The 14405-nt window shown below is 63.3% G+C and carries 13 protein-coding genes; 10 read left to right on the top strand and 3 right to left on the bottom strand.

Annotated elements, in window-relative coordinates:
• Window positions 1–15 precede the first annotated feature (15 nt).
• Window positions 16–1977, top strand: coding sequence for a DNA topoisomerase IV subunit B (locus tag DFR34_RS02015; protein ID WP_110389500.1), 1962 nt, complete (start codon window positions 16–18; stop codon window positions 1975–1977).
• 173 nt (window positions 1978–2150) lie between these two features.
• On the opposite strand, the gene DFR34_RS02020 is transcribed toward DFR34_RS02015, so the two are convergent.
• Both DFR34_RS02020 and DFR34_RS02025 read right to left on the bottom strand, forming a co-directional pair.
• Window positions 2151–3506: an aspartate aminotransferase family protein gene (locus DFR34_RS02020; RefSeq protein WP_110389501.1), complete on the bottom strand. Its 1356-nt coding sequence runs from the start codon at window positions 3504–3506 to the stop codon at window positions 2151–2153.
• A gap of 129 nt (window positions 3507–3635) precedes the next feature.
• A complete protein-coding gene (locus DFR34_RS02025; protein ID WP_110389502.1) occupies window positions 3636–4403 on the bottom strand; it encodes a class II glutamine amidotransferase in 768 nt (255 codons plus the stop codon).
• Window positions 4404–4508: 105 nt separating this feature from the next.
• Between DFR34_RS02025 and DFR34_RS02030 the strand changes: the two genes are divergently transcribed.
• Both DFR34_RS02030 and hslO read left to right on the top strand, forming a co-directional pair.
• Window positions 4509–5078 (top strand): Ntn hydrolase family protein, encoded by a 570-nt coding sequence (locus DFR34_RS02030; RefSeq protein ID WP_110389503.1) that lies wholly within the window; start codon window positions 4509–4511, stop codon window positions 5076–5078.
• 149 nt (window positions 5079–5227) lie between these two features.
• Window positions 5228–6097 carry an Hsp33 family molecular chaperone HslO gene (gene hslO / locus DFR34_RS02035; RefSeq protein WP_110389504.1) on the top strand — a complete coding sequence of 290 codons (870 nt, stop codon included), beginning with the start codon at window positions 5228–5230 and terminating at the stop codon, window positions 6095–6097.
• A gap of 277 nt (window positions 6098–6374) precedes the next feature.
• On the opposite strand, the gene DFR34_RS02040 is transcribed toward hslO, so the two are convergent.
• Window positions 6375–6860 (bottom strand): DUF456 domain-containing protein, encoded by a 486-nt coding sequence (locus tag DFR34_RS02040; RefSeq protein ID WP_110389505.1) that lies wholly within the window; start codon window positions 6858–6860, stop codon window positions 6375–6377.
• 242 nt (window positions 6861–7102) lie between these two features.
• Between DFR34_RS02040 and DFR34_RS02045 the strand changes: the two genes are divergently transcribed.
• The 7 genes from DFR34_RS02045 to rpoD all read left to right on the top strand — a co-directional run bounded on the left by DFR34_RS02045 (window position 7103) and on the right by rpoD (window position 14383).
• Entirely contained in the window at window positions 7103–7948 is an 846-nt protein-coding gene (locus DFR34_RS02045; RefSeq protein WP_110389506.1) for an FkbM family methyltransferase, read from the top strand.
• A gap of 85 nt (window positions 7949–8033) precedes the next feature.
• A complete protein-coding gene (gene thiS, locus DFR34_RS02050; RefSeq protein ID WP_110389507.1) occupies window positions 8034–8237 on the top strand; it encodes a sulfur carrier protein ThiS in 204 nt (67 codons plus the stop codon).
• 243 nt (window positions 8238–8480) lie between these two features.
• Entirely contained in the window at window positions 8481–9272 is a 792-nt protein-coding gene (locus tag DFR34_RS02055; RefSeq protein ID WP_110389508.1) for a thiazole synthase, read from the top strand.
• A gap of 324 nt (window positions 9273–9596) precedes the next feature.
• Window positions 9597–9809: a 30S ribosomal protein S21 gene (gene rpsU, locus DFR34_RS02060; RefSeq protein WP_110389509.1), complete on the top strand. Its 213-nt coding sequence runs from the start codon at window positions 9597–9599 to the stop codon at window positions 9807–9809.
• Window positions 9810–10173: 364 nt separating this feature from the next.
• The gene (locus tag DFR34_RS02065; protein WP_110389510.1) at window positions 10174–10620 is read left to right on the top strand and encodes a GatB/YqeY domain-containing protein; all 447 of its coding nucleotides are present in this window, start codon (window positions 10174–10176) and stop codon (window positions 10618–10620) included.
• 19 nt (window positions 10621–10639) lie between these two features.
• Window positions 10640–12397 carry a DNA primase gene (gene dnaG / locus DFR34_RS02070; RefSeq protein ID WP_110389511.1) on the top strand — a complete coding sequence of 586 codons (1758 nt, stop codon included), beginning with the start codon at window positions 10640–10642 and terminating at the stop codon, window positions 12395–12397.
• 51 nt (window positions 12398–12448) lie between these two features.
• Window positions 12449–14383, top strand: a complete 1935-nt coding sequence (gene rpoD / locus DFR34_RS02075; RefSeq protein ID WP_110389512.1) for an RNA polymerase sigma factor RpoD — start codon at window positions 12449–12451, stop codon at window positions 14381–14383.
• Window positions 14384–14405 lie beyond the last annotated feature (22 nt).

Below are 14405 nucleotides of genomic sequence, written 5' to 3' on the forward strand. Positions count from 1 at the left end.
CACTGAATGCCACCGATGAGCAAATCCTACGACGAATCTTCCGTGCGCGTGCTCAAGGGCCTGGAGCCGGTCAAGGAACGGCCGGGCATGTACACCCGCACCACCGACCCCACCCACATCTGCCAGGAAGTCATCGACAACGCCGCCGACGAAGCGCTGGGCGGCTTTGCCCGCAAAATCGCCGTCACCCTGCACCTGGACGGCTCGCTGAGCGTGGAGGACGACGGCCGGGGGATTCCGGTTGGCCTGCACCCGGACGAAGGCGTGCCAGTGGTCGAGCTGGTGTTCACCCGCCTGCACGCTGGCGGCAAGTTCAATAAAAAAGACGGCGGCGCGTATGCGTTTTCTGGCGGCCTGCACGGCGTGGGCGTGTCGGTGACCAATGCGCTGTCCACCCGGCTGGAAGTGGAAGTCAAACGCGAAAGCGCGGTCTGGCAGCTGGCGTTCTCTGGCGGCGAGGTGATCGAGCCCCTGCGCAAGCTGGGCGATTGCCCGCCGCGCACCAGCGGCACCCGCGTGCGCGTGTGGCCGGACGCGCGCTATTTTGAAAGCCCGCGTTATTCCATCGCCGAGCTGGAGCGCCTGTTGCGCGCCAAGGCGGTGCTGCTGCCCGGCGTGGCGGTGACCCTCACCCTGGAAAAAGCCGACGGCCAGCACGAGGTGCGCAGCTGGCGCTACCCGGACGGCCTGAAAAGCTACCTGGTTGAACTGTATGGCGACGACGAACCTGTCGCCCCGGCTTTTGCCGGCGAGAATTACATTGGCGCCGAGCACGAGCAATTCTCCCCCGGCGAAGGCGCCGCCTGGGCGCTGGCCTGGTTTGAGCACAACGGCGGCGGCGAAAGCTATGTCAACCTGATCCCCACCGCCAGCGGCGGCACCCACGAAGCCGGCCTGCGCACCGGGGTGTTCGAGGCAGTGAAAAGCTTTGTCGATCACCACAATCTGCTGCCGCGCGGCGTCAAACTGCAAGCCGAAGACGTGTGGGGCCGGGTGCGCTTTGTGCTGTCGGCGCGGGTGCTCGATCCACAGTTTCAGGGCCAGACCAAAGAAAAACTTAACAACCGCGACGCGCTGAAACTGGTGGCCAGCCTGGTGCGCGACCCGCTGGAAATCTGGCTGAACGCCCATGTGGACCACGCGCGCAAAATCGCCGAACTGGCCATCCGCCAGGCGCAAAGCCGGCTGAAGTCGGTGAAAAAAGTCGAAAAGAAAAAAGGCTCCGGCGTGGCGGTGCTGCCCGGCAAGCTTACCGACTGCGAAAGCGAAGACATCCAGCGCAACGAGCTGTTTCTGGTGGAAGGCGATTCGGCCGGCGGTTCGGCCAAACTGGCCCGCGACAAGGAATACCAGGCCATCCTGCCGCTGCGCGGCAAGGTGCTCAACAGCTGGGAAACCGACCGCGACCAATTGTTCTCGAATGCCGAAATCCACGACATCGCCGTCGCCATCGGCGTAGACCCGCACGGCGCCGACGACAGCCCGGATCTGTCTGGCCTGCGCTACGGCAAAATCGCCATCCTGTCGGACGCCGACGTGGACGGCTCGCACATCCAGGTGCTGCTGCTGACGCTGTTCTATCGCCATTTTCCGGCGCTGATCCGCGCCGGCCACATCTACGTGGCCAAGCCGCCGCTGTACCGCGTGGACGTGCCCGGCCAGGGCAAAACCCGCCCGCCGCGCAAGTTTTACGCGCTGGACGACGCCGAGCTGGACAGCATGCTGGAGCGACTGCGCAGCGAACATGTGCGCGAAGGCAGCTGGAGCATCGGCCGCTTCAAGGGCCTGGGCGAAATGAACCCCGAGCAACTGAAAGACACCACCATGCACCCCGACACCCGCCGGCTCAGCCGCGTGGTGCTGCCGCCGGTTGGCACGGCCGACGCCACCTTCACCATGCTGATGGGCAAAGGCGAAGCCGCCAGCCGCCGGGCGTGGATGGAAGAAAAAGGCAATCTGGTGGAGGCGGATGTGTAGGCGCAGCCTGCCGCCCCAAACGCCCAAAATCAAAGCCCCCGTCAGCATTCACTGACGGGGGCTTTTTGCGCGCAGATTTTTACCGCTAATCAGCGCTGCGATCCTGGCCAGGCGAATAGACAGCACAAGCAGTACGGCAAGCTCAGACCACAACGCCAGGGGGAGCGCCGCGCTTACCCCCGCAGCGCCTCCAGCACCGCCTCCACCCCATCCACCAGCGCGGTGATCGCCGTTTCCGGCGTGTCCGGGCACACCAGCATCATGTTGTGGAACGGGGTGATCAGCACGCCCTGATTGAGCAGGCTCAGGTGAATCAAGCGCTCCAGCGCGTGGTCCATGGCTGCTTCCGCCTCGGCGCCGGTGCGCGGCGGGGTGGGGCAAAACTGGAATTCGCAGCGCGCGCCGATTTGGGTGACGCACCAGGGCAGGCGATGGCGGGCAAACAGCGCGCGCAGGGCGTCGGCCAGGCGGGCGGCGCGGGGCGTGGTGAGGGCGTAGGCGTCGCGGGTCATCACCTGCTCAAGATTGGCGCGCATGGCGGCCAGGGTGAACAGATTGGCGCTGAGCGTGGTGCCCATGCCGCTGTGGCCATCCGGCTTGCTGGCCAGCAGCGCCTCGGCGCGGGCGGCCACCTCGGCGCTCATGCCATACACCGCCGCCGGCAGCCCGCCGGCAATCGGTTTGCCCAGCACCAGCATGTCTGGCTCCAGGCCGATCTGGCCGCTGTAGCCGGCGTAGCCCGTGCTGATGGTGTGGGTTTCGTCGATCACCAACAGTGCGCCATGCTGGCGGGTGAGCTGGCGCACGCCCGCCAAAAAGCCCTCGTCCGGCAGCACCATGCCGATATTGGTCAGCGCCGGCTCGGTGAGCACGCAGGCCACGTCGCCGGGCGCCAGCGCCGCGTGCAGCGCCGCCAGGTCGTTAAACGGCACGACGCGGGTGTATTGCCCCAAATCCGCCACCTGGCCCACCAGCCCGCTGCGGGCAACGGTGCGGCCGTCGGCGTCTTGTCGCACCAGGGTGTCGTCCACCGTGCCGTGATAACAGCCATCAAACACCACCACCACCGGCCGGCCGCTCAAACCGCGCGCCCAGCGCAGCACAAAGCGGTTGGCGTCGGTGGCCGTGGTGGCGATTTGCCACACCGGCAGGCCAAAGCGCTCGGCCAGATGCGCGCCCACCCAGTTGGCGTCGGCGCCGGGCAGCATGCAGCTGTAGCCGCGCGCGGCGCGCTCGGCAATGGCGGCGGCCACTGGCGCGGGCGAGTGGCCAAACATCGCGCCAGTGTCGCCCAGACAAAAATCGGTGTAGACGTGGCCATCCACATCCACGCACTGCGCGCCCTGGGCGTGGTCGATATACAGCGGAAACGGCGTGCCCCAGTCGCGCATCCAGTGCATAGGCACGCCAGACAGCAAATGCCCGCTGCCGGCGGCCAGCGCCGCCGAGCGCGGGCGCTGGGCGATATAGTCGGCGCGCTCGCGCTCGGTCAGCGCGGCCACGCGCGCGGGGGAAAACACCTGCGGCATGCTTGGGGCTCCTGTGGGTGGGGCTGACCGACGCTAAGAGCGGCTCATAACCCCCTGGCGTTGTTGTGTGACCTTGCCTGTCTGCACACGCTTGGCCAGGACTGCTTCGCTGGGTTTGGTGGGCGACGCTTAGCCCGCCAACGGCGCGCCATCCCGAAACACCAGCACGGTGTCTTTCGGGTGCGCTGTCCAGGTTTCATTATCCGTCAGCGGTTGTGTGGCAATCACCGCCACCCGGTCGCTGGGGGTGGTGACTTCAGCAAAATCGATGCTCACGTCGTTGTCCACCAGGTGCGCCACGCTAAACGGCGCTTGTCGCACCAGGTAGTGCAGGTGGGTGCTGCAATGGGTGAACAGCACGTCGCCATTGCTGAGCATGAAGTTGAACACACCATGGGCGCGGATGCTGGCGGCCAGTTCGCGCACGGCGGCGGTCAGCTCGGCCAGCGGCGGCGGTTCGGCAAAGCGCTGGCGCAGGGTTTCCAGCAGGTGGCAAAACGCGGCTTCAGAGTCGGTGTCGCCCACCGGCCGGTAATACTGGCCGCGCGCCGGGGCAAAGTGCTCCAGATTGCCGTTGTGGGCAAAAATCCAGTTGCGCCCCCACAGCTCGCGGTGAAACGGGTGGGTGTTTTCCAGCGCCACCCGGCCCTGGGTGGCCTTGCGGATGTGGGCGATGACGTTTTTGGATTTGATCGGGTAGCGGCGGATCAAATCCGACACTGGCGAGTGCGCGCTGGCCTGGTCGTCCAGAAACAGCCGGCAGCCCACGCCTTCAAAGAAGGCGATGCCAAAGCCGTCGGCGTGCTGGTCGGTCAGCCCGCCGCGCCGGTGAAAGCCTTCAAAAGAAAACAGGATGTCCGTCGGGGTGTTGCAGTTCATGCCCAGCAGCTGGCACATGGTGTGACCTCATGGATGCGCCGCCGGCCGTGCTCGGCCATTGGCTTGCTTTTTGCCCAAATGGCTTTATCTTACGCCTTATTGCCTTCAGGAAAAAACCAAGCCATGACCACCATCACCGTGGCGCGCAAGGGGCGGGAAGTGGCGATTGCCGCCGACAGTCAGTCCACATTTGGCGACACCCGGCTGACCTCCACTTACGATGCCCGCTATAACAAGATTTTTCAGCTGGACGACAGCTTTATCGGCATTTCCGGCAGCGCCGCGCACGACCTGGTGTTTCAGTCGGCGCTGAGCAAGCTGAAAAACCGTGATTTTTCCAGCCGTGCGGCGGTGTTCGACACTTTTCGCAAGCTGCACCCCAAGCTGAAAGAAGATTTTTTTCTCAAGCCGGACGAAGAAGAAAACGACCCTTACGAATCCAGCCAGATGACGGTGCTGATCGCCAACCCCAGCGGGATTTTTGCCGTGTATTCGATGCGCGAGGTGTACGAATACACCCGCTTCTGGGCGATTGGCTCGGGGCGCGATTACGCGCTGGGGGCGATGTACGCCGCCTGGAACACACTGGACACCGCCGCCGCCGTGGCCCAGCTGGGGGTGGAGGCCGGTTGCGAGTTTGACATCAACACCGCCGCCCCGCTGACTTTGTATTCCACCACGCTGCGCGACTAAGCGCCGCTCACCACACCCTCTTGGCGCTGTTGCACGGCCTTGCCGTACGGTTTGCACTGTCTGCGGTCGTACGCCTAACCAAGACCGCTTCGCTGAGTGTTGTGAGCCACGCTCAGGCGCGGCAAGGTTTTTTGATATTTGGAGTTTCCATGCACGATGTGTTGCAACGTTTCCTGTTCAATGAAGCCCCGGTGCGCGGGGCGCTGATCCGCCTGGATCAAGCCTGGCAGGAAATCCTGTCTCACCACGCCTACCCGCCGCGCCTGCGCGACCTGCTGGGCGAGCTGCTGGCGGCCGGCGCGCTGCTGGCGGCCAATCTGAAGTTTGACGGCACGCTGGTGATGCAGATGCAGGGCAGCGCCGCGCTGAAATTGGCGGTGGTGGAAATCAACGCCGACCACACCCTGCGCGCCACCGCCCGCTGGGACGGCGAACTGGACGACGACGCCAGCGTGGCTGCGCTGCTGGGCCAGGGCCAGTTTGTGATTACCCTGGACCCGCGCAACGGCAGCCAGCCGTATCAGGGCATTGTCGCGCTGGAGGGCGACAACGTCGCCGCCATGCTGGAGCACTATATGCTGCGCTCGGAACAGCTGGACACCCGGCTGCTGCTGGCCTGCAACGGCGACAGCGCCGCCGGCATGCTGCTGCAACGCCTGCCGGAAGGCCACGGCGACAGCGACGGCTGGCCGCGCGTGCAAGCGCTGGCGGAAACCGTCAGCGCCGAAGAGCTGCTCACCTTGCCGGCGGACACCCTGCTGTATCGTTTGTTCCACCAGGAATCGGTGCAATGCTTCGAGCCGGCCAGCCTGAACTTTGCCTGCACCTGCAGCCGCGAGCGGGTGGCCGGCATGTTGCAGATGATGGGCGCGGAAGAAGTCGCCAGCGTGATTCAAGAGCAAGGCAGCGTGGAAGTGCAGTGTGATTTTTGCAACCAGCGCTATGTGTTCGACGAAGGCGACGCAGAAGGTTTGTTTACTGATGCGCCGCCCAATGGGCCGGCGCCGTCGCTGCATTAAGAAGAGCGGCTCACAAAACCCTCCTGGCGTTGTTGCACGACCTTGCCGTACTACCCGTACTGTCTGCGGTCGCGCGCCTAGCCAGGATCGCTTCGCTGAGTTTTGTCAGCCGCTCTACGCGCGGCGACAAATCCCTCCTGGCCTTGTGGCACAGTCTTGCGTGCCCGGCCAGAATCGTAGCGTTGAGCGTGGTGAGCCGCGCCAAGCCATGTGCGCCGCACCCAGCGCTGCGCGGGCAGGGCGCTGACGCTGGCCCTGCGCGCTGTGTGGCGCCGGGCTACGTCCACCACGCCCAGGCAAAGCCCAGCAACATCGCCAGCGCGCAGCCAATCTTGGCCAGCATGCCCAGCGCCAGCCCCACCAGCGTGGCCATGCCCACCTGGCCGGCACGCCACGCGTCGCGTCGCGCCAGCCATTCCCCCGCCACCGCGCCCAGCAAAGGCCCCAGCAGCAAGCCGGGCAAGCCAAACCACAGCCCCACCACGCCGCCAATCAGCGACCCCCACAGCGCCTGCTTGCTGGCGCCATAGGCGCGCGCGCCCAGCCAGCCGGCCAGCGCATCCATCGCCATGCCCAAGGCCGCCAGCCCGGCCAGCCAGCCCAGCGTGGTGCCGGACATATGCTGATAGCCATCCGCCCACGCCGCCAGCCACAGGCCGGCAAACAACAGCGGCAGGCCGGGCAGGGCGGGGAGGATGGTGCCGGCCAGGCCGATGAGCACTAAAATGGCTGCAAGAAAAAACCAAGCGATTGTTGTGTCCATTGTGTTCTTTCGGGATTTGCCTCAAATTCACCATATCCCTGTGGACTCCCATCGTGCCGCATCAGTTCTCGAGTGGGTATAGCCTGCCATGTTGCTCATCGCGCGGAGTGTCGCTCACAAAACATAGCGCAGCGGTTCTGGCCGGGCGCATTACCGCAGACGGTACGGGTAGTGCGGCAAGGTCGTGTACATCGCCAGGGAGTTTTGTTAACCGCCCTTAACCCAGTTCTTACGGAGAGAAGATGTCACTTCCCACCTTCGCCAGCGCATGCTCCGATAGCCAGTACAACCACATGGTGCAAGGGCGTGATGGCATTTTTTTGTTCAATCAGAACGACATATATATTGGCCAGTCACTTTCTTACTATGGGGAGTTCTCTCATCTGGAAATGCGCATGCTGCGCCAATTGTGCGGCGAGGGCGATGTGGTGATGGAGGTGGGCGCCAATATCGGCAGTCACACTGTCGGCCTGGCCAGGCACGTGGGCCCAAGCGGGCGGCTGCTGGCTTTTGAACCTCAGCGACTGGTGTTTCAAACCTTGTGCGCCAATGTGGCGCTCAATAGCCTGACTCAGGTGGACTGTTATTGGGCAGGCGTCGGCGCGCAAACGGGTTATCTCACCGTGCCTGAGCTTGATCCGGAGCAAGAAGACAACTTCGGCGGCGTATCCTTGCTGGATGGTATGGAAGGCCGCCATGTGCCCTGCATGACGCTGGATGATTTTTCCGGCGCACCGCATGTTGAGCTGATCAAGATCGACGTGGAGGGCATGGAACTGGATGTGCTGGCGGGTGGGCAACACTTGCTCAATAAATTTAGCCCGCACCTTTATGTCGAAAACGACCGGCCAGAGATGGCGCAAGCCTTGATGCGCTGGCTACATCAGCACGGCTACCGGATGTTCTGGCACTTTCCGCCGCTATTCAACCCCGACAATCACTTTGGCCGCGCTGATAATATGTTTGGCTCTTTGGTGTCGGCCAATATGGTGTGTGTGCATCACAGCCGCCCCTTGCCCGCCGCTGTGGCGGGGCTTGAGCCGGCAACGGATTTTACCTGGCACCCGATTCTGGGTCGGTTGCCTTGACAGCCCTGGCTGTCGCCCATGCTAGAATCCCCGCTGCATTCCACGGCCGGCGTTGCCGGCCTGATCTTCTGGGAAAGAACCACTGATGATTCAGATTGTCCTCAATGGCGAGGCCAAAACCCTGCCGGCGGCGATGACGTGCGCTGGCTTGATTGCCCATTTGTCGCTGACCGGCAAGCGCGTGGCGATTGAGCGCAACGGCGATATCGTGCCGAAAAGCCGCCACGACCAAGAATGGCTGGCCGATGGCGATCGGCTGGAGTTGGTGGTGGCGGTGGGTGGCGGCTAAGTGTCGCGCCAAGCCCGCTGCCTAGTAGCCAGTCTCCATGATCTGAACCGACGGGCCGGCGCGTAGACCGCAGTACGCTGTAGGCACGCCTGGATTCCCGCCTGCGCGGGAATGACTCGGTGTCGCGGCGAGGGGTTCGTCGTAGCGCATGAACCCTCGTGCTTCAAGGTGACTGGCTATAGCCGCCGCCCGACTTTATCTGCCTGAATTCTGTGTGCTGAACTGCATTACAAAGGACGCTCCATGCAAGATCCGCTTATCATCGCCGGCCGCGAATATGGTTCGCGCCTGTTGGTTGGCACCGGCAAATACCGTGACTTTGCCCAAACCGCCGAAGCGCTGGACGCTTCTGGCGCCGAAATCGTCACCGTGGCGATTCGCCGGGTGAACCTGGGTCAAAACCCGGACGAGCCCAACCTGCTCGACGCGCTGCCCAAGGGCCGCTACACCCTGCTGCCCAACACCGCCGGCTGCTACACCGCCGACGACGCCGTGCGCACCCTGCGCCTGGCGCGTGAGCTGTTGGACGACCATCGCCTGGTCAAGCTGGAAGTGCTGGGCGACCCGACTTCGCTGTTTCCGCACGTCACCGAAACGCTGAAAGCCGCCGAAACGCTGGTGAAAGAAGGCTTTGACGTGATGGTGTACACCTCGGACGACCCCATCGTCGCCCGCCAGCTGGAAGACATCGGCTGCTGCGCCATCATGCCGCTGGCCAGCCTGATCGGCTCGGGCATGGGCATTCTCAACCCGTGGAACCTGCAACTGATTCTGGAGCAAAGCAAGGTGCCGGTGCTGGTGGATGCCGGTGTGGGCACTGCCAGCGATGCCGCCATCGCCATGGAGCTGGGCTGCCAGGGCGTGTTGATGAACACCGCCATTGCCGGCGCGCAAGACCCGATTCGCATGGCCCACGCCATGCGCCTGGGCGTGCAAGCCGGCCGCGAGGCCTATCTGGCCGGGCGCATGCCGAAAAAGCTCTACCACGGCAGCCCCAGCTCGCCGAGCGCCGGGCTGATTACCTCCTGCAAATAAGCTTCGCGGCGATGCGGGCGGCTTGGCTTGCCCGCGCTGTTCGCTGCGTTTTACTGGCCATTCGCGCGCCCGCTCATGCCGTCACCGTCGCCAAGGCGATCATGGCCAGCGTGCGCTGGCCGTGGGGCGCAGTGCGGGTAAGCTCGGCGGACACGATGCGCGCCCGCCTATCCTTTCTGTCACTGTCGCCTTACCGCGACAGCCCTTGTTGTCGCCCCCTTCAGCGCATCCATCTGTTTTACAAAGCCGGCTTGCTGGTTTACACTCTTTGGCTCAGTGTTGTATTTTTTAATTTAGATAAATCTTAAGGATTGGTGATTTTTCATGCCCAGCATTCGCGTGAAAGAGAATGAGCCGTTCGAAGTGGCCATGCGCCGTTTCAAGCGCTCTGTTGAGAAAACTGGCCTGCTGACCGAGCTGCGCGCCCGCGAGTTCTACGAGAAGCCGACCGCCGAGCGCAAGCGCAAGCTCGCCGCTGCCGTCAAGCGCCACTACAAGCGCCTGCGCAGCCAGACCCTGCCGCCGAAGCTGTACTGATCTCGACAGATCGTTCGACTGCTCAGTCGCGACTGCACGAAACCGCGAGCGCAAGCTTCGCGGTTTCTCTATTTCTGGCCTGGCGTTTGCACGGCCTTGCTTTTGCCCGTTTAGCGTCACCAACCAAACTTAGAGCCGCTAACAAAACCCCCTGGCGTTGTTGTGTGACCTTGCCGTACTGCTTGCACTGTCTGCACACGCCTAGCCAGGGCCGCTGCGCTGGGTTTTGTGAGCGACTCTCAGCGTCACGCGCCTGACGAGATGCCCGACCGCAGACTGCACACACAGTCGGGCAAGCACGCCAGGCAGGTTTTGTTAGCGACTCTTTGGCCGCCCGCCCGGCCCTGACATTCTGGAGCATCTCATGAGCCTGAAAGCCCGCATCAACGATGATATGAAAGCCGCCATGAAGGCGCGCGAGGCCGAGCGTCTGGCCACCATCCGCCTGCTGCTGGCGGCCATGAAGCAAAAAGAAGTGGACGAGCGCATCGAGCTGGACGACGCCGCCATCATTGCCGTGGTGGACAAAATGCTCAAGCAGCGCCGGGATTCGGTGACGCAATACGAAGCCGCCAACCGCCAGGATCTGGCCGATCGCGAGCGCTTTGAAATGACCGTGCTGGCCGACTACCTGCCGCAGCCGCTGACTGACGCCGAAATCGACGCGCTGATCGAAGCCGCCGTGGCCAGCACCGGCGCGGCCGGCCTGCCGGACATGGGCAAGGTGATGGGCGCAGTCAAAAGCCAGATGGCCGGCCGCGCCGACATGGCGGCGGTGTCTGCCCGCATCAAGGCGCGGCTGACGCGCTGACGCCAGCCAGGGCGGCGCGATGATTCCGCAGGATTTCATTGACCAATTACTGACCCGCGTTGACATTGTTGACGTGGTGGAGCGCTACGTTCCGCTGAAAAAGGCCGGCCAGAACTACATGGCCTGCTGCCCGTTCCACAAAGAAAAAAGCCCGTCGTTCTCGGTAAGCCCCAGCAAGCAGTTTTACCACTGCTTTGGCTGCGGCGCACACGGCAACGCCATCCGCTTTGTGATGGAGCACGCCGGGCTGGGCTTTATCGACGCGGTGAACGAGCTGGCCGCGTCAGTGGGCATGTCCGTGCCGCAGGCGCCGGCCTCGCCGCAGCAGCAACAGGCGGCGCGCCAGCGACCCAGCCTGCTGGAGTGCATGGGCCAGGCGGCGCGCTTTTACAAGCAGTCGCTCAAGCGCTCGCCCGAGGCGATTGCCTACCTGAAAAAACGCGGGCTGACCGGCGAAATCGCCGCGCGCTTTGCCCTGGGCTATGCGCCGGACGGCTGGACGCCGCTGCAACAGGCGTTTGACGACTATCTGGACGACAATCTGGTGGAGTGCGGCCTGGTGCTGCGCCACGACGATGGCCGCCGTTACGACCGCTTTCGTCATCGCATCATATTTCCGATCCGCTCCAGCCGTGGCGACATCATTGGCTTTGGCGGGCGGGTGCTGGATCAGGGCGAGCCAAAATACCTGAACTCGCCGGAAACCCCGCTGTTTGAAAAGGGCCGCGAGCTGTACGGCCTGTACGAAGCGCGCCAGGGCATCCGCGACGCTGGCCGCGTGCTGGTGGTGGAAGGTTATATGGACGTGGTGGCGCTGGCGCAATACGGCATTGACTACGCCGTGGCCGCGCTGGGCACCGCCACCACGCCCACCCATGTGCAAAAACTTCTGCGCCAGGCTGACCATGTGTTCTATTGTTTTGATGGGGACGCCGCGGGTCAGCGCGCTGCGTGGCGCGCGCTGGAAAACAGCCTGGAAGCGCTGGTGGATGGCAAGGCGCTGCACTTTTTGTTTTTGCCCAGCGAGCACGACCCGGACAGCTATGTGCGCGAGTTTGGCCGCGACGCATTTGAACAAGCCTTAACCCGCGACAGCCTGCCGCTGTCCGCCTACCTGGTAAACGAGCTGACCCGGCGGGTGGATATGCAATCGCAGGAAGGTCGCGCCGAGCTGGTGAAGCTGGCCACGCCCTTGCTGGCCAAAGTGGGCGCCCCGACCCTGGGCGTGATGTTGCGCCGGCGGGTGGCTGAGCTCGCGCAGATCGACCTGAACGAGCTGGACCGCCTGACCGGGCGCACGCCGCGCTTTGGCAAAAAAACCCATCCGCGCGGCGGCGCGCGCGGCCCCCGGCATGATCCCTCGCTGGTGCGCCGGCTGATTCGCTGGCTGGCGCTCAACCCGGCGCTGGCCGCGCAGGTGCAGCTGGACATCGATCCAGCCGAATGCGGGCCGGAACTGCAAGCGCTGCTGGCGCTGGCGCTGTTGATTCAGTCCGAAGCCACGCCGCCCAGCCCGGCGCAGCTGGAAGAACGCCTGCGCGACACCGAACTGGGCGAACGCTTGCGCCCCCTGCTGGTCCAAGCCTGGCAGGACGGCGACCTGGCCGACGCCTTGCCGCAAGAGGTCAGCGACGCTTCACGACGGCTGGCGGACAATATCCGTCACGCCCAACTGGAGCGGCTGACCGAAAAAGAACGTCATCAGGGCCTGACGGATGAAGAAAAACGTCGCCTGCTTGAACTGCTCAGGATGTCAGCCGGCCCAAGTCGGTCTTGATTTGTGTTATAATTTTCTGATTTTTCAGCTCGATTTTTCCAGGACGCAATAATGGCGGCAACTCCCGAAAACGATAAGGATGTTGAAATCAAAGCGCAAACGCTCGCGGACAACGCCGACGAGCGCCGCAAGCGGCTAAAACAACTGATCGTACTGGGCAAGGAACGCGGCTACCTGACCTACGCCGAGATCAACGACCACCTGCCCGAAGACGTGCTCGACGCCGAGCAGATCGAAAGCATCATCGGCATGATCACCGATATGGGCATTCAGGTCTGCGACGAAGCCCCCGATGCCGAACAGCTGCTGATGTCCGACGCCACCCCGGCGGTGGCGGACGAAGACGCCGTGGAAGAAGCAGAAGCCGCGCTTTCCACCGTGGATTCCGAATTCGGCCGCACCACTGACCCGGTGCGCATGTATATGCGTGAAATGGGGACGGTGGAGCTTCTGACCCGTGAAGGCGAAATCGAAATCGCCAAGCGCATCGAAGACGGCCTCAAGCACATGATTCAGGCGATTTCCGCCTGCCCCGGCACCGTGGCCGAAGTGCTGGCGCTGATCGACCGCATCGAAGCGGGCGAGATGCGCGTGGACGAACTCATCGACGGCTTCATCGACCCGGATGCCCCGGAAGAAGAAGCTGCCGAATTCGCCGAGCCCAGCGACGAAGAACTGCTCGCCGATGAAGAAGACGACGAGGAAGAAGACGAAGACGGCGAAGCCGCCGCTGCGGTCAACAACGCCAATCTGGAAGAACTCAAGGCGCAAACCCTTGAGCACTTTGGCGTGGTCAAAGCCCTGTACGTCAAGATGCTCAAAGCGCTGGAAAAGAGCGGCAGCCAGAGCAAGGCCTATCTTGAGCAGCAAGAAGCCATCACCGCCGAATTCATGAAGGTGCGCTTCTCGGTCAAGCAAGTGGAAGCCCTGTGCGAAAGCCTGCGCAGCAGCGTGGATGAAATCCGCCGCTTCGAACGCGAAATCATGGACATCTGCGAGCAGAAGGCCAAGATGCCGCACGCCCGCTTCATCGAAACCTTCCCCGGCAGCGAAAACGATCCGGCCTGGGTGGAGCGCGAAATCGCCGTGGGCAAGCCCTACAGCAATGCACTCGAGCGCTTCAAGTACGCCATCATCGAAAAGCAGAGCAAGCTGGGCGAGTTGCAGCAAAAGGCGATGATTCCGATCAAAGAGCTCAAGGACATCAATAAACAGATGGCCCTGGGCGAATCCAAGGCGCGCATGGCCAAACGCGAGATGATCGAGGCCAACCTGCGTCTGGTGATCTCGATTGCCAAGAAGTACACCAACCGTGGCTTGCAGTTCCTCGACCTGATCCAGGAAGGCAATATCGGCCTGATGAAGGCGGTGGACAAGTTCGAATACCGCCGTGGCTACAAGTTCTCGACTTACGCCACCTGGTGGATTCGCCAGGCCATCACCCGCTCGATCGCCGACCAGGCGCGCACCATCCGCATTCCGGTGCACATGATCGAAACCATCAACAAGATGAACCGCATCAGCCGGCAAATCTTGCAGGAAACCGGCCTGGAGCCGGATCCGGCCGAGCTGGCGACGCGCATGGAAATGCCCGAGGAGAAGATCCGCAAGATCATGAAAATCTCCAAGGAGCCGATCTCCATGGAAACCCCGATTGGCGACGACGACGACAGCCATCTGGGCGACTTTATCGAAGACGCCGTCACCATGGCGCCGTCCGACGCCGCCATGTACGCCAGCCTGCGCGAGGCCACCAAGGAAGTGCTCGACACCCTGACCCCGCGCGAGGCCAAGGTGCTGCGCATGCGCTTTGGCATCGAAATGAACACCGACCACACCCTTGAGGAAGTCGGCAAGCAATTCGACGTCACCCGCGAGCGCATTCGCCAGATCGAAGCCAAGGCGCTGCGCAAGCTGCGCCACCCCACCCGTTCCGAACGCTTGAAGAGCTTCCTCGACAACGAACAGAACGGCGGCGGCGCCTGATTCCGGCGCTTCCTGTCACCCC

The sequence above is a fragment of the Rivihabitans pingtungensis genome, assembly GCF_003201855.1.
In the GTDB taxonomy this organism is placed as follows: domain Bacteria; phylum Pseudomonadota; class Gammaproteobacteria; order Burkholderiales; family Aquaspirillaceae; genus Rivihabitans; species Rivihabitans pingtungensis.

Bases quoted from the DNA above. Each gene is read 5' to 3' on its own strand.
- rpoD (WP_110389512.1), top strand. From the start codon at position 12,449: ATGGCGGCAACTCCCGAAAACGATAAGGATGTTGAAATCAAAGCGCAA.
- rpsU (WP_110389509.1), top strand. From the start codon at position 9,597: ATGCCCAGCATTCGCGTGAAAGAGAATGAGCCGTTCGAAGTGGCCATG.
- DFR34_RS02015 (WP_110389500.1), top strand. From the start codon at position 16: ATGAGCAAATCCTACGACGAATCTTCCGTGCGCGTGCTCAAGGGCCTG.
- dnaG (WP_110389511.1), top strand. From the start codon at position 10,640: ATGATTCCGCAGGATTTCATTGACCAATTACTGACCCGCGTTGACATT.
- DFR34_RS02020 (WP_110389501.1), bottom strand. From the start codon at position 3,506: ATGCCGCAGGTGTTTTCCCCCGCGCGCGTGGCCGCGCTGACCGAGCGC.
- DFR34_RS02045 (WP_110389506.1), top strand. From the start codon at position 7,103: ATGTCACTTCCCACCTTCGCCAGCGCATGCTCCGATAGCCAGTACAAC.
- DFR34_RS02065 (WP_110389510.1), top strand. From the start codon at position 10,174: ATGAGCCTGAAAGCCCGCATCAACGATGATATGAAAGCCGCCATGAAG.
- hslO (WP_110389504.1), top strand. From the start codon at position 5,228: ATGCACGATGTGTTGCAACGTTTCCTGTTCAATGAAGCCCCGGTGCGC.
- DFR34_RS02030 (WP_110389503.1), top strand. From the start codon at position 4,509: ATGACCACCATCACCGTGGCGCGCAAGGGGCGGGAAGTGGCGATTGCC.
- thiS (WP_110389507.1), top strand. From the start codon at position 8,034: ATGATTCAGATTGTCCTCAATGGCGAGGCCAAAACCCTGCCGGCGGCG.
- DFR34_RS02040 (WP_110389505.1), bottom strand. From the start codon at position 6,860: ATGGACACAACAATCGCTTGGTTTTTTCTTGCAGCCATTTTAGTGCTC.
- DFR34_RS02025 (WP_110389502.1), bottom strand. From the start codon at position 4,403: ATGTGCCAGCTGCTGGGCATGAACTGCAACACCCCGACGGACATCCTG.
- DFR34_RS02055 (WP_110389508.1), top strand. From the start codon at position 8,481: ATGCAAGATCCGCTTATCATCGCCGGCCGCGAATATGGTTCGCGCCTG.